The 16,734-nt window shown below is 45.3% G+C and carries 15 protein-coding genes; 7 read left to right on the top strand and 8 right to left on the bottom strand.

Annotation, left to right across the window (positions count from 1 at the left end):
- Window positions 1-225: 225 nt before the first annotated feature.
- Window positions 226-1,893, top strand: coding sequence for an energy-dependent translational throttle protein EttA (gene ettA / locus L3V31_RS16550; protein WP_237317506.1), 1,668 nt, complete (start codon window positions 226-228; stop codon window positions 1,891-1,893).
- Window positions 1,894-2,311: 418 nt separating this feature from the next.
- A complete protein-coding gene (locus tag L3V31_RS16545) occupies window positions 2,312-3,313 on the top strand; it encodes a M23 family metallopeptidase (protein WP_237317505.1) in 1,002 nt (333 codons plus the stop codon).
- Window positions 3,314-3,366: 53 nt separating this feature from the next.
- On the opposite strand, the gene tyrA is transcribed toward L3V31_RS16545, so the two are convergent.
- From tyrA to nagZ, 3 genes are all read right to left on the bottom strand, one after another.
- Window positions 3,367-4,494: a bifunctional chorismate mutase/prephenate dehydrogenase gene (gene tyrA, locus L3V31_RS16540; RefSeq protein WP_237317502.1), complete on the bottom strand. Its 1,128-nt coding sequence runs from the start codon at window positions 4,492-4,494 to the stop codon at window positions 3,367-3,369.
- Window positions 4,495-4,519: 25 nt separating this feature from the next.
- Complete coding sequence (locus tag L3V31_RS16535; RefSeq protein ID WP_237317500.1) at window positions 4,520-5,593, bottom strand: 3-deoxy-7-phosphoheptulonate synthase; 1,074 nt, start codon at window positions 5,591-5,593, stop codon at window positions 4,520-4,522.
- A 220-nt stretch (window positions 5,594-5,813) separates the two neighbouring features.
- Window positions 5,814-6,797, bottom strand: coding sequence for a beta-N-acetylhexosaminidase (gene nagZ / locus L3V31_RS16530; protein WP_237317498.1), 984 nt, complete (start codon window positions 6,795-6,797; stop codon window positions 5,814-5,816).
- Between the two features lie 89 nt (window positions 6,798-6,886).
- Between nagZ and L3V31_RS16525 the strand changes: the two genes are divergently transcribed.
- Both L3V31_RS16525 and murQ read left to right on the top strand, forming a co-directional pair.
- On the top strand, window positions 6,887-7,999 hold the full coding sequence (locus L3V31_RS16525; RefSeq protein WP_237317496.1) for an anhydro-N-acetylmuramic acid kinase: 1,113 nt from the start codon (window positions 6,887-6,889) through the stop codon (window positions 7,997-7,999).
- Between the two features lie 16 nt (window positions 8,000-8,015).
- Window positions 8,016-8,942 (top strand): N-acetylmuramic acid 6-phosphate etherase, encoded by a 927-nt coding sequence (murQ, locus tag L3V31_RS16520; protein WP_237317536.1) that lies wholly within the window; start codon window positions 8,016-8,018, stop codon window positions 8,940-8,942.
- 55 nt (window positions 8,943-8,997) lie between these two features.
- Here the strand turns inward: murQ and L3V31_RS16515 are convergent, their stop codons facing one another.
- The gene (locus L3V31_RS16515; protein WP_346014861.1) at window positions 8,998-9,327 is read right to left on the bottom strand and encodes a hypothetical protein; all 330 of its coding nucleotides are present in this window, start codon (window positions 9,325-9,327) and stop codon (window positions 8,998-9,000) included.
- Window positions 9,328-9,437: 110 nt separating this feature from the next.
- Window positions 9,438-9,779 (bottom strand): DUF2799 domain-containing protein, encoded by a 342-nt coding sequence (locus L3V31_RS16510; protein WP_237317493.1) that lies wholly within the window; start codon window positions 9,777-9,779, stop codon window positions 9,438-9,440.
- 331 nt (window positions 9,780-10,110) lie between these two features.
- On the opposite strand from L3V31_RS16510, the gene L3V31_RS16505 reads away from it, so the two are divergent.
- The 3 genes from L3V31_RS16505 to btsR all read left to right on the top strand — a co-directional run bounded on the left by L3V31_RS16505 (window position 10,111) and on the right by btsR (window position 14,174).
- Window positions 10,111-11,595: a carbon starvation protein A gene (locus tag L3V31_RS16505; protein ID WP_237317491.1), complete on the top strand. Its 1,485-nt coding sequence runs from the start codon at window positions 10,111-10,113 to the stop codon at window positions 11,593-11,595.
- Window positions 11,596-11,742: 147 nt separating this feature from the next.
- Window positions 11,743-13,413, top strand: coding sequence for a sensor histidine kinase (locus L3V31_RS16500; protein WP_237317489.1), 1,671 nt, complete (start codon window positions 11,743-11,745; stop codon window positions 13,411-13,413).
- Between the two features lie 32 nt (window positions 13,414-13,445).
- Window positions 13,446-14,174 carry a two-component system response regulator BtsR gene (gene btsR, locus L3V31_RS16495; protein ID WP_237317487.1) on the top strand — a complete coding sequence of 243 codons (729 nt, stop codon included), beginning with the start codon at window positions 13,446-13,448 and terminating at the stop codon, window positions 14,172-14,174.
- Between the two features lie 288 nt (window positions 14,175-14,462).
- Here btsR and ispH read toward each other — a convergent pair whose 3' ends face one another.
- From ispH to lspA, 3 genes are all read right to left on the bottom strand, one after another.
- The gene (gene ispH / locus L3V31_RS16490; RefSeq protein ID WP_237317485.1) at window positions 14,463-15,428 is read right to left on the bottom strand and encodes a 4-hydroxy-3-methylbut-2-enyl diphosphate reductase; all 966 of its coding nucleotides are present in this window, start codon (window positions 15,426-15,428) and stop codon (window positions 14,463-14,465) included.
- 24 nt (window positions 15,429-15,452) lie between these two features.
- Window positions 15,453-15,884, bottom strand: coding sequence for an FKBP-type peptidyl-prolyl cis-trans isomerase (fkpB, locus tag L3V31_RS16485; RefSeq protein WP_237317483.1), 432 nt, complete (start codon window positions 15,882-15,884; stop codon window positions 15,453-15,455).
- 195 nt (window positions 15,885-16,079) lie between these two features.
- On the bottom strand, window positions 16,080-16,580 hold the full coding sequence (lspA, locus tag L3V31_RS16480; protein ID WP_237317481.1) for a signal peptidase II: 501 nt from the start codon (window positions 16,578-16,580) through the stop codon (window positions 16,080-16,082).
- Window positions 16,581-16,734: the final 154 nt, after the last annotated feature.

The raw sequence follows: 16,734 nt of genomic DNA, 5'->3' as shown, positions 1-16,734 counted from the left end.
AACAAAAGTGTATACCGTAACCATGTAAGTTTCCGGTCAGCTGAGAATAAGAAATCGTATAACAGGTGAAATTCTTGCAGGGCGGTAACAAATAACCCCAGGCAAACTATTTATTCGTGTCAGTGACAATGCTCTGAATCCGACATCCTGAAGTCATTTGGGTATATCAGGCAGTTGGTATAAAATAGTGGGTTTGAATAACAGTTAATTTAGGAACGATCGGCAATGGCTGAATACGTATATACCATGTCGCGGGTGAGTAAAATTGTGCCACCTAAGCGTCAAATTCTTAAAGACATCTCTCTGAGCTTCTTCCCTGGTGCGAAAATCGGTGTTTTAGGTCTGAACGGTGCAGGTAAATCGACTCTGCTACGTATCATGGCGGGTATCGACACGGATATCGACGGTGAAGCACGTCCACAACCTGGGCTTAACGTGGGTTACCTTCCTCAGGAGCCGGTACTTGATGAATCAAAAACCGTTCGTGAGATCGTAGAAGAAGCCGTATCAGACGTCGCTGACGCTCTGAAACGTCTGGATGCGGTATATGCAGCATACGCTGAACCAGATGCCGATTTTGATGCACTGGCAAAAGAACAAGGTGAACTGGAAGCGCTGATTCAAGCGAAAGATGGCCATAATCTGGATAATGCTCTAGAGCGTGCAGCGGATGCTTTGCGTCTTCCTGAGTGGGATCAAAAAATTGCACACCTATCGGGTGGTGAGCGTCGTCGTGTCGCTATCTGTCGTCTTCTATTAGAAAACCCAGACATGCTTCTTCTCGACGAACCAACCAACCACCTGGATGCTGAATCCGTAGCTTGGTTGGAACGCTTCCTGGTTGATTACACAGGTACTGTTGTAGCGATTACCCACGACCGTTACTTCCTTGATAACGCGGCTGGCTGGATTCTTGAACTTGACCGTGGTGAAGGCATTCCATGGGAAGGTAACTACACCTCTTGGCTAGAGCAAAAAGATGCGCGTCTACAACAAGAAGCGTCTCAAGAGAAAGCTCGTCAGAAAACCATCGAGAAAGAACTGGAATGGGTTCGTCAGAATCCTAAAGGCCGTCAGGCAAAATCGAAAGCGCGTATGGCTCGCTTTGAAGAACTTCAAAACACTGACCATCAAAAGCGTAACGAGACCAACGAACTATTTATCCCGCCAGGTGAACGCCTAGGTGATAAGGTTCTCGAAGTGAATAACCTGACGAAATCGTTCGACGGCCGTGTCCTGATTGATGACTTGTCATTCAGCATCCCTAAAGGTGCGATTGTGGGTATCATTGGTGCCAACGGTGCAGGTAAGTCAACGCTATTTAAGATGCTAAGTGGCACAGAGCAACCAGACTCAGGCACTATCGAATTGGGTGATACCGTGAAACTGGCATCGGTTGAGCAGTTCCGTGACTCAATGAATGACAAAAACACTGTGTTCCAAGAGATCTCTGAAGGCGCTGATATCATCAAGATCAACAACTTCGAAATCCCTGCACGTGCATACTGTTCACGTTTCAACTTCAAAGGTTCTGATCAACAGAAAGTCATTGGTGAGCTATCTGGTGGTGAGCGCAACCGTGTACACCTTGCGAAACTGCTTAAAGCGGGCGGCAACGTACTGCTACTCGACGAACCAACCAACGACCTTGACGTTGAAACACTACGTGCACTAGAAGAAGCGCTGCTGGAATTCCCGGGCTGTGCGATGGTTATATCGCATGACCGTTGGTTCCTTGACCGTATCGCAACGCACATCATCGACTACCGCGACGAAGGTCAGGTTAACTTCTATGAAGGTAACTACACCGAGTACATGGACTGGTTGAAGAAGACTCTGGGCCCTGAAGCTGCAGAACCTCATCGCATCAAATACAAGCGTATCGCGAAGTAATTTGTACAGGTTTTATAGTCGCTACCTGACATAGTCAGGAGAGTCTGATTGTAATTTGAACAAAGGCCGCTATCATAGCGGCCTTTCGTTTTCTTAAGGCTGAACCAATATCACTTTTTAGCCATCTCGAACTTTCAAACAATAATCGCACACTTTTTGTGCTTTTTGATATATGATTCAGTCCGTTCGAGTAATTGGTAATAAAAATAATAAAGCGGAGAGACGATTTTTTCATCGGTTGTCGACCAAGTTCCTCTGCCAATCGAACCAGTTAATTAGGCTGATGCTTATTGAAAGTACGTCTAACCAAAGTAATTTTCAGAATTGAATGTAGGCTATAACGACCTTCCACACGAAAGTTAACGCTGCTTTCGCTTTAGGAAATAAATAATCAATGCCTACTTAAGTAACTATCACTATGTCTAAAAAAATCATCATTCAGATCCCGACAAAAAACGGCGATCAGCAGTTTTACCTTGGCCGCATTTCGGTCGTTACCGTGTTGGCTTCAGTCATCGCGTTACCTGCCGTTATTGGTGGTGCATGGTATATAAACCAACAACAACGCTATGACCAGGATGCACTGGTGAAAGCCGTCGCTCAACTGGAGAGTGAGAAAAATGAAATCACTGCGCTTTACGAAGAACAGCTCGATACCAATCACTCACTTTCTCAATCTTTAACTGACAGAAATAACCAAATTCAGCTGCTGGGTAAACGCGTATTTGATGTCGAGTCGGTACTTGGGTTAGCCGATGAAGAACTGATGCTTGATGAAAACAATTTAGCACTGGAAGAGAGAATTGATGCTGCAGCAATAGACTCTGCGGTACGTGCAACGATGTTCCGCCTTATCCCTAACGACAGCCCTATCACTTATCAACGCATCTCGTCCTCTTATGGCAGTCGAATCAACCCGATATCAGGGAAAAGACACGTTCATACTGGTATCGACCTAACCTGTAAGCGTGGTGAAGAAGTACTAGCCCCTGCAGATGGTGTTGTAGAGACGGTTCGTCCAGGTAACCGAGGGTATGGCAACTACCTCACTTTGCGCCATTCGTTTGGTTTTATGAGCTCTTATGCGCACCTAAAACACTTCAACGTGAAAAGCGGGGAATTTGTCAGCAAAGGGGATGTTATCGCTCGATGTGGTAACTCTGGTAATTCGACCGGCCCTCACCTGCATTATGAAGTGCGCTTCCTCGGACGAGCATTGAACCCTCAATACTTGATGGACTGGACACCAGAGAACTTCAACTACGTGTTCGAAAAAGAAAACAAAGTGAAATGGGGGCCATTAGTTCAGTTGATTGATAACGTCGTTCGTCTGCAAATCAACTTAACTAACTCACCATACCGAGATACCAGCATCAACACCGTATCCAGTGAAGAAGGTAAAGAGACAGCGGTTAACTGATTGTCATCCAATAAAAAAGAGCAGCCAACGCTGCTCTTTTTCATATCAGGTAATTAACCACGATGGATATTATCATTGGCTTGCTTGAGTAGGTTCTGGCTCTCATTCATAAATTGTTGAGAGTAGGAGCCAAACCAATCACTCACCTGCTTGAAACTTTCGATGAATCGCGTTTTGTCTTTGCTATCCAGAATCGCCACCGCATCACCCAAACGATGATGGAATCGCTTGATCATATCGATATTCTCTTGAGAAGAGAAAATAATATCGCCGTACAAGTTCGGGTCCTGACCAAACAGTCGCCCAACCATAGCCAATTCAAGTCGGTAGATTGGCGAGCTTAATTTCAGCAACTGTTCAATATTCGGGTTCTCTTTACTTAAGTGCATGCCGTAAGCAAACGACGTAAAGTGGCGCAGTGCCTGAATCAGTGTCATGCCATGGTCGTGTTCTTCTGCTTCAATCTGGCACAAGCTTGCGCCCCAAATACCAAATTGTTGTAGTAGCCATTGGTAATGCTCGTTGCCACGGCCATCACAGTACACGATAACCTGCTTCGCAAGGCTAGGAACATCAGGGCCAAACATCGGGTGAAGGCCAACCACAGGTCCAGAGTGCACATTAAGCATCGCTTGCAGTGGCTTCGACTTAATCGACGTTAAATCACACAAAATGCAATCTTCTGGCAAGTTACCAAGTTTCTCGATAACCCCTTCCGTCAGATGAATCGGTACCGTGACCACGACTAAACCAGCGTTGTCTAGAATTTCATCCGCACGATCCCAGTCTTTACTGCCCAGAACTTTGACCTGGTAACCCGACAGTTTGAACATTCGGCTAAACAGACCGCCCAGTTGCCCGTTACCGCCGATAATCACAACTGAGCGCAATTCTGGATTCAAACACTTAAAACCGGAATCTTTCTCACTGGCATAGGACTCACGCATAGTACGACGAAGAATGTCTTCGATCAGCTGTGGGGGTACCCCAATTTTTTCAGCTTCAGCTCGACGAGACGCTAACATTGCAGCCTCTCGATCAGGGGCATAAATTGGCAAACCGTGTTCGCTTTTTACTTCACCCACTTTTTCTACCAGCGCTAAACGCTGGGCTAGAAGCTCAAGCATTTGCTTGTCGACTGCATCAATCTGATCGCGTAATGCGTTAAGTTCAACTGCCATTGATGTTCCTTTAAATAAGTTCCGTTTAGCCTTTTAGGCGATTCTCTAAGAAAGGCACCAGCTCTTCGTGTGCATGACGTAATAGTGCCTCAGTTGACTCCCAATTGATACATGCGTCGGTGATTGATACACCGTATTTCATCTCTTCGAGTTTCAAGTCAGAAGATTGATTGCCTTCGTTGATGTGGCTTTCAATCATCAGGCCAATAATAGACTTGTTGCCTTCACGAATTTGATGGATCACGTCTTCAGCAACCAGAGGCTGACGGCGGTAGTCTTTACGTGAGTTAGCGTGGCTACAGTCCACCATCAGTGATGCGTCAAGGCCTGACTTCGCCATTTCTTGTTCACACTCAGTCACGGATACTGAATCGTAGTTCGTCTGCTTACCGCCACGCAGAATCACGTGACCATTCGGGTTGCCCTGAGTCGTGAGCAGTGCAACTTGTCCTTCACGGTTGATACCCATGAAACGGTGGCTAGATGATGCTGCTTGCATCGCATTGATTGCTGTAGCCAAGCTACCATCAGTACCGTTTTTAAAACCAATTGGCATAGACAGGCCACTCGCCATTTCACGGTGAGTTTGCGATTCCGTAGTACGCGCACCAATCGCTGCCCAACTAAAGGTATCTGCGATGTACTGAGGGCTGATCGGATCAAGAGCTTCTGTTGCTAGCGGAATTTCCATCTCTGCCAGGTCAACCAGTAATTCACGACCGACATGCAGACCATGTTCGATATCAAAACTGCCATCCAGATGTGGGTCGTTAACTAAACCTTTCCAGCCAACGGTAGTACGAGGCTTTTCAAAGTAAACACGCATTACAATATACAGTTGGTCGCTTAGTTGTTCTGAAAGCGCTTTAAGACGTTTTGCGTAGTCCTTCGCAGCATCAATATCGTGGATAGAACAAGGTCCACACACAACAAGCAGACGGTGATCTTTCTTATGAATGATGTTAGCAATGGTTTGACGAGATTCTTGGATAAAGCGACGTGCTTTTTCACTCAGAGGTAGCTTTGCTTTTAACTCATCAGGAGTGATAAGAACCTGTTCTTCGACGATGTTAATGTCGCTTAATTCACTTTTTTTCATAACCTTGACCTGTATATTATTTTTTACACCCAACCAAATCCTTGGTGAGACAACTAAGCTTTAACGACAAGATAACAGGCTAAATGATAAAAACAAGTGTACATTTTAAAAAACATTTAATGTAAATTTAAGTTTACATTAAAAATAAAAGCCAAACTTAACTTAAGTTTGGCTTGAGTTCGATGTTTTTAGCAGTTTACGTGCTTGCAAATACTGAAGTTTATGGAATTAAACGCTTCATCACTTCGCTGGCTTGTTTCCACTCTTGTGACAACTTAAGCTCACTCAGAGAAAAGTTCTGTTTTTTCAGTAGCGCGCTGGCTTGCGGCACATTCGTGATAGGTAAGTTATCCAGAGCTTCGACCTGAGCATCTCTTTTATTGCACATCAACAGCATATCGCACCCAGCATTCAAAGCCTGAATTGAGCGTTCTGCAGGTCCTCCCATGATAACCGCGCCTTCCATGGTCAAATCATCAGAGAAGATCAAACCTTTGAAACCAAGTTGCTGACGTAGAATTGTCTTCAGCCAATATTCGGAACCACTGGCTGGTTGAGAGTCGTAGTTCGGAAAAATTACGTGAGCTGGCATCATGGCATCCAAAATACCCGCCTCGATTTGAGCTTTGAAAATCGCCATGTCTTGCTCAAATATATCACTGCGCTCGTCATAAGGTGTTTCCAAGTGAGAGTCCGCAATCACGCCACCATGTCCGGGAAAGTGTTTGCCTGTTGTCGCCATACCAATACTTTTCATCCCTTGCATATACGCAGTACTATGACGAAGGATGGTATCTGCGTCTTCCCCAAAGGCTCGGTTACCAATCGCTTTACATTGATGGCCTTTATCCAATACAGGGGCGAAGCTCAAATCAATGTCATGAGCAATAAGCTCCGCTGCCATAAGCCATCCGCCCATTCGAGCAAGCTCTTCACTATTTTGATGTTTGGCATATTCATCAGCAGCAGGGATCAGAGAGAAGCCCTCGCGAAATCGCTGTACTCGCCCTCCTTCCTGATCGACACCAATCAGAAGCGGACGTTTCGCCGCTTTGCGGATAGACTGGGTAAGCGCCTGAAGTTGCTCACTATCATGATAATTACGCGTAAACAGAATCAAGCCACCAACCGTTGGATGCTCCAAAATTTCTTTGTCTTCAGCAGTCAACTCATAGCCTGCAACGTCAACCCATAACGGACCCATGTTTTCTCCTCAAATATCTGGTACCAAATGAGGTTATTCGCTTCAGATTTGCTTTACAATAAGCGAATGAAGAATTGACGAGCTCAGCTGTGAATTTTAACGAACTTTACATTGGCGTGATGTCTGGCACGAGTATGGATGGTGTCGATACGGCTTTGGTTGAAATTGAAGGAAACCGAATTCAGCTTATTGCGCACGATGATTATCCAATGCCTGCCCAGCTAAAAGAGGCTTTATTATCCGTTTGCACCGGACAAGCCACTAACTTAAAAACCATTGGTGAACTCGACCACCAGCTTGGTCACCTGTTTGCCGACGCAGTTCTGCAACTATTGGATAAATCGGGCTATTCCGCTAAACAAATAAGAGCTATCGGCAATCACGGTCAAACCGTATTCCACCAGCCAACTGGCAAGCATCCTTTTACTACTCAACTGGGTGATGCCAATATCATCGCGGTGAAAACCGGCATCGACACGGTGGCAGATTTTCGTCGTAAGGATATGGCACTCGGTGGGCAAGGCGCTCCTCTTGTCCCGGCTTTCCATAAAAACATATTCGCGATGCAAGACTCGACAACCGTGGTTTTAAACATAGGTGGCATTGCGAATGTTTCTATTTTACACCCTCAGCAACCAGTGCTCGGCTACGACACGGGGCCAGGTAATATATTGATGGATGCATGGTGTGAGAAGCATACAGCTCAAGGGTTCGATAAAGACGCACAATTTGCGCTGCAAGGCAGCGTAAACCCTCAATTACTCAATCAGTTACTGCAAGAGCCTTATTTAACACGCTCAGCACCAAAAAGTACCGGCCGAGAACTGTTCAATATCGATTGGTTACAATCCCAACTAACCAAGCATCCACTCTCTGCAGAAGATGTTCAGCGCACATTATGTGAGTATTCAGCTGTTACCATCGCCAATGAAGTAGAGAAATTCGCTTATGGCACATCTCCGCAACTGCTGGTTTGTGGCGGCGGCGCAAGAAACCCGCTGCTGATGCAACGGTTGAACGAATTAATGCCTCAGTGGCAAGTGACCACAACAAACGAAAAAGGCGTTGATGGAGACTATATGGAAGCAATGGCGTTTGCGTGGTTGGCTCAACGCTATATTCACGGTTTGCCGAGCAATTTACCGGAAGTCACCGGGGCAAATCGACTGGCTTCACTCGGTGTACTGTATTCAAAAAATTAATAATGAAGGCTTAATGATGACAAACGACGCACTTATTGCTGCTTTATCACAGCTCGTTTCTGAAGGTCGTAACCCAGAAACAATGGATATCGACTTACTGCCTTCACTGGATATTGTTCAGCGCATTAATCAGCAAGACAAACTGGTTCCTCTTGCCGTAGAAAAGGTCCTTCCTGAGATAGCATTGGCGGTCGATAAGATCACAGCAGCATTTAAAGCGGGCGGCAGGCTGATTTATATGGGTGCAGGTACCAGTGGTCGCTTAGGTGTACTGGATGCATCAGAATGTCCACCAACGTTTGGGGTATCCGACAAAATGGTCATTGGCCTAATAGCAGGTGGACCAGAAGCTATCCTCAAAGCAAAAGAAGGCGCTGAAGATTCTCCTTTGCTCGGCGAGCAAGATTTAAAGAAACTCAACTTCAATAAGAGTGATGTGGTTGTCGGTATCGCAGCAAGTGGCAGAACACCTTATGTAATTGGCGGTTTAGAGTATGCAAATGATATTGGCGCGACAACAGTAGCACTGTCTTGTAACCCAGATTCTCCTATTGCCGACATCGCTGATATCGCTATCAGTCCGGTTGTCGGTCCCGAAGCATTAACAGGCTCTACCCGTCTAAAGTCAGGAACGGCACAAAAACTGGTGCTGAACATGCTGACAACAGCAAGCATGATCCGCATTGGTAAGAGCTACCAAAACTTAATGGTGGATGTAAAAGCCACCAATGACAAACTGGTTGCTCGAGCAGCTCGTATCGTGATGCAGGCGACGGACTGCAGTAAAGATCAGGCAACAGCCGTGCTCAAACAGACAAACTATGAAGTAAAACTGGCGATCTTAATGATCCTCACCGATCTAGATATCGATTCAGCCCGCCAGCAACTGGCTCACCAGGATGGCTTCCTGCGTAAAGCAGTAGAAAAACACCAGCCCAAGTAATCATAAATAAGTAAGCATAAAAAAGGTGACTGGGTGTCACCTTTTTTATTACTCGTTAATCTTCATAGAGCCATTCATCAACCTGGCGATTGAGCTCATTGTTCGCTTTGCGCTTAATATGTTCGGGATCAGTGGCATTTTTGACGTGTTCCACTTTGTTGGTGTACTTGCTGGTCGCTTTCTTAACCTCACGCTTGGCCTGATTCTGCACGTAAGTTCCACTGGTGATCTCTTCGATATCACGTTTAGTATTATCAAGCGTATTAGTTATATGACTTTTGCTATGCTCGTACTTACGTTTCGCTTTAATCGTATCCTTTAGGGCATTAGACGCACTAACCGTCAGAGGTAATAGAACTAAGGTAAGCAGGAAGTACTTTTTTATCATCGGAATCACTCTAAATTCAACTTCAATGACAAAAGTAAACTAAACAAACTGCCCCTATTTGTCAGAAGATGAACAAGTCAGACGGTCGTCTTGATTATGAAACTGTGTTAGTTACTGTATTCGTTCCAGCCACGTTGCCATTCCATACGGAATTTTTGTGCTTGTTTCGTCCCTTCGCATACCCCCTCGTAATACTGGCCAGATAATCCAATCTGATACGCAAAATTAGGGTTACAGTATTCAGACAAACCTTCGAGATAACCTTGGTCGTAGTCTCCTTGTTTTACATTGTCCATGGTGCTTAACTCTTTCACTGTGCGTGATGTATGACCTGCGACGCCATCTTGATAACCGATTTGATACCAGTTCCCTGATTGAGCGAGATCTTCTGTAGTAGCGGAACATCCTGCCAGTAAAGCCAGCGCTAACCCTAACGTTGCCTTTTTCATATTTTTCCTTAACTCTTTGTTTTAAAAATTTGTTTTCAAAATAAGCTTACCACTAAATTCTCACTTTGACCGTTTATCTGCGCATTTAGCTGCTGACGGTGACAACCAACCGCTAACAGTGAAATCAGTACCTCTCACCCGACACAAATACCACTTACTGCTCAGAGCAACCACTGAGCAGCACTAAAAACCACTCAAAGGCCATATCGACCACTCGTAACCCTATTCGACCGCTCATCGACTAAGCGAATGCAATTAACAAAAGCAACCCTTAACATGCATCCTGAAATTAAAAACAATTACCCTATCCTACTAACTAAGGACAATAGTTATGATGTGGTTTCTAACCTGTGTCGCAGCCCTAATCGGCGGATACTTCATCTACGGCGCTTTCGTCGAGAAAATTTTCGGCATCAATGAAAAACGCCAAACGCCTGCTCATACTAAAGCAGATGGTGTTGACTATGTTCCAATGTCAACCAAGAAAGTTTACCTAGTTCAGCTACTTAACATCGCTGGCGTAGGTCCTATCTTTGGCCCAATTATGGGTGCGCTGTACGGCCCAGCGGCAATGCTATGGATTGTTATCGGCTGTATTTTTGCAGGCGCGGTACATGATTACTTCTCAGGTATGCTATCTGTTCGTAACGGCGGTGCTTCTGTACCAACCATTACTGGACGTTACCTAGGTAATGGCGCAAAACACTTTATGAACATTTTTGCCATTGTCTTATTGCTTCTTGTTGGTGTGGTATTCGTATCAGCACCGGCTGGCATGATCACAAACCTAATCAACGATCAAACAAGCCTAAACGTAAGCATGACCACAATGGTTATCGCTATCTTTGCTTACTACATCATTGCGACTATCGTCCCTGTTGATAAGATCATTGGCCGCTTCTACCCACTATTTGGCGCACTACTAATTTTCATGTCTGTTGGCCTGATGACTGCTGTAGCATTCTCTAGCGAGCACACTGTAATGGGTGACTTCCAAGTATCGGACATGTTCAGCAACCTAAACCCGAATGACATGCCTCTATGGCCAGCGCTATTCATCACAATCGCATGTGGTGCAATCTCTGGCTTCCACGCGACTCAGTCTCCACTGATGGCGCGCTGTATGGAAAATGAGAAAAATGGTCGCTTCGTATTTTACGGTGCAATGATTGGTGAAGGTGTTATCGCTCTAATCTGGTGTGCTATCGCTCTGTCATTCTTCGGCTCTCTAGACGCACTGTCAGAAGCAGTGAAGAACGGTGGTCCTGGTAACGTGGTATACAGCGCATCATTTGGTCTACTAGGTGTGTTCGGCGGTATCATCGCGTTCCTAGGTGTGGTTATCCTGCCTATCACTTCAGGTGACACTGCGTTCCGTTCAAGCCGTCTGATCCTTGCTGAATACTTCAACATGGAACAGAAAACACTGCGCAACCGACTACTGATGGCGCTTCCGCTGTTCGTTATCGGTGGTATCCTGACTCAAGTTGACTTCGGTATCATCTGGCGTTACTTCGGTTTCGCAAACCAAACGACAGCAGTAATGATGCTTTGGACTGCGTCGGCTTACCTACTACGTCACAACAAACTGCACTGGATTACGACTATCCCTGCAATGTTCATGACAACAGTGTGTGCAACGTTCATTCTGAACAACAGCTCACTAGGTTTTGGTCTGCCAATGCAAGTGTCAACTATCGCAGGTATCATCTTCTCACTCGTTGTTACAGGCTACGTTATCAAAAGCTCTAAAGGTAAAGGCGAAACTGAACTGGCTGACGAAGATAAACCACAAGCGGTATCTGAGACTGCTTAATCTCAGCACATTCACTGAATGATTAAGATTAAGAGCCTGCCCCATGCAGGCTCTTTTTGTTTTATACCCAAGTGACTTTAAAGGCTGATAAAACCTTGAGGTTGTTTAGGTATACAATAACAGCATTGATTTCAGGTTAGGTTCACTATGGAACTGGTTATTTCTCTCTTACAGCAAATGTGTGTTTACTTGGTACTGGCGTACATGCTGAGTAAAACACCGATTATTCTACCTTTGCTGAGCATTTCTAAACGCTTAAGCCATCGCTTAATTTGCTATGTACTCTTTTCGGGCTTTTGTATTCTCGGCACCTACTTTGGCCTGCATATCAATGATGCGATAGCCAATACTCGTGCTATCGGTGCGGTGATGGGAGGCTTGTTTGGCGGGCCAGTGGTTGGCTTTGCTGTGGGTCTTACCGGCGGTATTCATCGCTATACGCTTGGTGGCTTTACCGATCTGGCTTGTGCTATATCTACAACTGCGGAAGGGGTTATCGGTGGCCTGCTCCATGTGTACCTAATCAAGCGTAACAAAGGCGTTCTATTATTTAACCCAAGCGTGGTATTCAGTATTACCTTTGTGGCAGAAGTGGTGCAGATGATCTTGCTGCTCGCGGTCGCAAAACCGTTTGACCAGGCTTATGAGTTGGTATCGGCGATTGCCGCTCCGATGATCATTGCCAATTCGTTCGGCGCTGCTCTGTTCATGAGTATTCTTCAAGATAGAAAAACCATTTTTGAAAAATACTCCGCGACTTTCTCGCGTCGAGCGTTAACCATTGCCGACCGCTCAGTGGGTATTTTAAGTAATGGTTTTAACACTGAAAATGCAGAAAAGATCGCTCGTATTATTTATGAAGAGACAAAAGTCGGGGCGGTTGCGATTACCGATCAGGAAAAAATCCTCGCCTTTGTTGGTATCGGCGATGATCACCATAAACCAAACACCCCGATTTCATCGCAAAGTACTTTAGACTCGATGGAAAAGAATGACATTATTTATCTCGATGGTTCCGAGCGCCCTTACCAGTGCTCCATTGCGAAAGACTGTAAGCTGGGCTCTGCGCTTATCATTCCTCTTCGTGCGGGTAAGGAAGTGATAGGTACTATCAAGCTGTATGAGCCGAAGCGAAAACTGTTTTCCACCGTCAACATGTCAATGGCAGAAGGGATTGCACAGCTGTTATCCAGCCAGATTTTATATGGCGATTACCAGCAACAACAAACCTTATTAGCACAAGCAGAAATCAAATTACTTCACGCTCAGGTTAATCCGCATTTTCTATTTAATGCACTCAATACTATCAGTGCAATCACGCGACGTGACCCGGATAAAGCTCGTGAATTGATCCAAAACCTATCGCATTTCTTCCGCAGCAACTTAAAACAGAACATCAACACGGTAACGCTAAAAGAAGAGCTTGCTCATGTGAACTCTTACCTAAGTATTGAGAAGGCTCGCTTTACTGACCGACTCGAAGTCGAGATAGATATTGAACCAGAATTACTGGACATCAAGTTACCAAGCTTTACACTCCAGCCCTTGGTAGAAAATGCCATTAAACACGGGGTTTCTAATCTGCTGGAAGGCGGCAAGGTGAGAATATACAGCCAAGCGCATCCACAAGGTCATCTGATTACCGTGGAAGACAATGCAGGCAGTTTTGAGCCTCCTAAAGACAACCACTCTGGTTTAGGTATGGAAATTGTCGACAAACGTCTCACAAATCAATTTGGGCGTGATTCAGCGCTAAAAATTGCGTGCGAGAAGCATCAATTTACTAAAATGAGTTTTATTATTCCCACAACTTCGTAAAGGTCAGTCGTAATACTACAAGGTAAGAATGGATGTTAACCGCACTCGTCATTGATGATGAACAATTTGCTCGTGAAGAGTTAGCCGAATTGTTGTCCGAAACAGGCCAAGTCGAGGTGATAGGTGATGCCTCAAACGCCATTCTTGGTCTGAAGACAATCAATGAACTTAAACCTGATGTGGTGTTCTTAGATATTCAAATGCCACAAGTCACAGGCATAGAGCTGCTAGGCATGCTTGACCCTGAAACCATGCCCTATGTGGTATTTGTCACAGCGTATGACCAATATGCGATTCAGGCGTTTGAAGATAATGCGTTTGACTATTTATTGAAGCCCGTAGATCCGGATCGGCTCAACAAAACCGTGAAGCGTCTGCATAAGACCATTAGCCAGTCGACACTGACCCAGCAACTCTCCGCGATTACGCCTGATAAGTTAGACCAAATTCCTTGTATTGGTCATAACCGAATAGTGATCATGGCAACCGATACGGTTGAATGCGCCTATAGTGACATCAGCGGCGTGCACGTTCGTTCAATCAACCAAACTGCCAGCACGCAGCTAACCCTGAAAACACTGGAAGAAAAAACGCCACTGGTGCGCTGTCATCGACAGTACCTGGTCAGCATCAAAGCCATTAGCGAAATAAAATTATTAGAGAATGGCTTAGCGGAAATCATTACCAAAACCGACTTTGAGATCCCAGTGAGTCGCCGCTATCTGAAAGTACTAAAAGAGTTGTTGGGCATCAGCCATTAAGCACCCAGCAAAGCAATCAAAAAAGGCGACCCTGAGGTTAATGCCATTCGCTTAACAGCGAATGGCATGTTTAAGTCTCCCGTCTTCCTGAACAGCGACGAAGGAGCGTGATTCAGGATCTAACTTCCGAGCACTTTATGGCCAAAGTTATTTCATTAGCTGCTCAGCGCGCTGCTATTAGATTCCTAGTCTCGCAAGGGCTCGCTGGAATGACTCGGATAAGATCATTAAACGATTGGCATTGACCCTGAGGTCGCCTTTTGAATATTCGATAACTGAATATTGATATTAGTCCACTTGCTTGATTTGCAGCTCTTTCGGCACTTCAAAGAACATGTTCTCTTCTCGGCCTAAGACTTCGTCCACAGCGCGCGCACCGACCATCTCTTTAATGCGATCAAGAATTTGGTTAACCAGTTCCTCTGGCGCTGAAGCGCCTGCGGTCACACCAATTTTTATTTTGCCTTCAAACCATTCAGGTTTAATGTCTTCAGGGCAATCCGTCAAATAACCCGGCGTACCTAGTTTCTCAGCAAGCTCTTTTAGGCGAGTTGAGTTTGATGAGTTCTTCGAACCGACGACGACCATCACATCCACTTCACTTGCCATTTCACGAACGGCATCCTGACGGTTTTGAGTCGCGTAACAGATATCATCTTTTCGTGGTCCCTGAATATCAGGGAATACGCGACGCAGTTCTTCAATCACATCGGCAGTCTCGTCAACAGAAAGCGTGGTTTGACTGACGTAATGCAGATCGGAAGGATCTTTAACGATCGCTTTTAACTTCTCCACGTCAGCTGGTGTTTCCACTAGGTACATACCGCCAGTGTCGCTGGCATACTGCCCCATTGTGCCTTCTACTTCAGGGTGCCCTGCGTGGCCGATCAGCACCACTTCCATATTACGTCGGCTGGCTCGTGCGACTTCCATATGGACTTTGGTCACTAGAGGACAGGTTGCATCAAATACGGTGAGATCACGTTTCTTTGCTTCCTTTCGAACCGCTTGCGATACACCATGAGCAGAAAAAATCACAATGTTGTTATCAGGCACTTCATGCAACTCTTCTACGAAGATCGCACCACGTTGTTTTAGCCCTTCCACCACAAAACGGTTGTGCACCACTTCATGACGGACATAAATCGGTGGCTGATACATCTCAAGCGCACGCTCTACGATGCTAATCGCACGGTCAACGCCTGCACAAAAACCACGCGGGTTAGCTAATAGGATTTTCATTTCATTGCTCATGGAAGTTATCTTTACTTGGGTTCGCTATTCTACTGACAAAATCTCAACTTCGAAAGTCACGTCTTGTCCTGCCAGAGGATGGTTGAAGTCAACCGTCACGGAATCACCGGCAATTTCAGTGATGATGCCAGGGATTTCCATGCCATCTGGGCCGCTGAATGCCATGATAGTACCCACTTCGACTTCAGAATCGCCAACAAACTTGGTGCGATCCATATAGTGAATATGATCCGGATTTGGCATACCAAACGCATCTTCCGCTTTGAGTTCAATGGCTTTTTGCTCACCTGATTGCAGTCCTACCAGACATTGTTCAAAGTTTTCGCTCAGGCTACCATCGCCCATCACAAATTTAGCTGGCTTGCCCATATTATGGGTACTGTCTGCGACTGAGCCATCTTTCATTTTAATGGTGAAGTGCAGAGTTACTACAGAGTCTTTAGTAATTGTTGTCACGTTACTGCTTCCTTATTCTTGGGCAATACCAACCTAAATTTTATGGAACATCGATTTATCCAGATTGGTACAACGCGTTCATGCGCTTTTTTGTCTTATATACTCAGATGCACTGAGTTGCGCTCCAACATAATAAAAAGCGCCGCTCGAATCAACGGGCGACGCTTAGGGTTATTTTAATATTGTCGGCAAACGTTACTTCTCAGACTCTTTTTTACGAAAACCATCAAGGATGATCATCGCAGCACCAACACAGATCGCCATATCTGCAAGGTTGAATGCAGGCCAATGGTAATTGCCCCAGTAGAAATCAAGATAATCGACCACAAAGCCGTGAACAACTCGGTCGAAGACATTACCTACCGCGCCGCCAATAATCATGGCATACGCAATATTATTCCACTTTTCATTCGCTGGTAGCTTACTCATCCAGTAAGTTAGAAGGCCTGACACAATAAAAGCAATGCCAGTGAAGAACCAACGTTGCCAGCCAGCTTGATCACTCAAGAAGCTAAATGCTGCACCATAGTTGTGGACATATAGCAGGTTGAAGAAAGGCAAAATTTCAATGCGGTTTGCCCAACCGAACCCCATGTTGTTCATCACAACGTACTTGATGCCAATATCAGCTAAAAAAATCACAATCGCCAGCCATAGCCAACGCACACCAGATTGCTTTAATGGAATATGACTCATTTCTATCCCTATCTCAATCAACTAACCCATTGCACTCACACAGTTCCCTAAAATAGGGAACGAGTACGATAAGGAACCTAATCCGTCATTAATACCAAAGAGTTTTAATTCGCTCGTTATCCCCTTGCAAAGATAATGCGAACTTGGGCAATAA

Origin of the sequence: Vibrio sp. J1-1, assembly GCF_021728395.1 — a bacterium.
In the GTDB taxonomy this organism is placed as follows: Bacteria; Pseudomonadota; Gammaproteobacteria; order Enterobacterales; family Vibrionaceae; genus Vibrio.
The sequence above is the reverse complement of the archived record's forward strand: the minus strand, read 5'-3'. Positions and strand labels throughout refer to the sequence as shown.

Excerpts from the sequence above, each read along its gene's own strand:
- ettA (WP_237317506.1), top strand. The coding sequence starts at position 226 with ATGGCTGAATACGTATATACCATGTCGCGGGTGAGTAAAATTGTGCCA.
- L3V31_RS16545 (WP_237317505.1), top strand. The coding sequence starts at position 2,312 with ATGTCTAAAAAAATCATCATTCAGATCCCGACAAAAAACGGCGATCAG.
- tyrA (WP_237317502.1), bottom strand. The coding sequence starts at position 4,494 with ATGGCAGTTGAACTTAACGCATTACGCGATCAGATTGATGCAGTCGAC.
- L3V31_RS16535 (WP_237317500.1), bottom strand. The coding sequence starts at position 5,593 with ATGAAAAAAAGTGAATTAAGCGACATTAACATCGTCGAAGAACAGGTT.
- nagZ (WP_237317498.1), bottom strand. The coding sequence starts at position 6,797 with ATGGGTCCGTTATGGGTTGACGTTGCAGGCTATGAGTTGACTGCTGAA.
- murQ (WP_237317536.1), top strand. The coding sequence starts at position 8,016 with ATGACAAACGACGCACTTATTGCTGCTTTATCACAGCTCGTTTCTGAA.
- L3V31_RS16510 (WP_237317493.1), bottom strand. The coding sequence starts at position 9,779 with ATGAAAAAGGCAACGTTAGGGTTAGCGCTGGCTTTACTGGCAGGATGT.
- L3V31_RS16505 (WP_237317491.1), top strand. The coding sequence starts at position 10,111 with ATGATGTGGTTTCTAACCTGTGTCGCAGCCCTAATCGGCGGATACTTC.
- L3V31_RS16500 (WP_237317489.1), top strand. The coding sequence starts at position 11,743 with ATGGAACTGGTTATTTCTCTCTTACAGCAAATGTGTGTTTACTTGGTA.
- btsR (WP_237317487.1), top strand. The coding sequence starts at position 13,446 with ATGTTAACCGCACTCGTCATTGATGATGAACAATTTGCTCGTGAAGAG.
- ispH (WP_237317485.1), bottom strand. The coding sequence starts at position 15,428 with ATGAGCAATGAAATGAAAATCCTATTAGCTAACCCGCGTGGTTTTTGT.
- lspA (WP_237317481.1), bottom strand. The coding sequence starts at position 16,580 with ATGAGTCATATTCCATTAAAGCAATCTGGTGTGCGTTGGCTATGGCTG.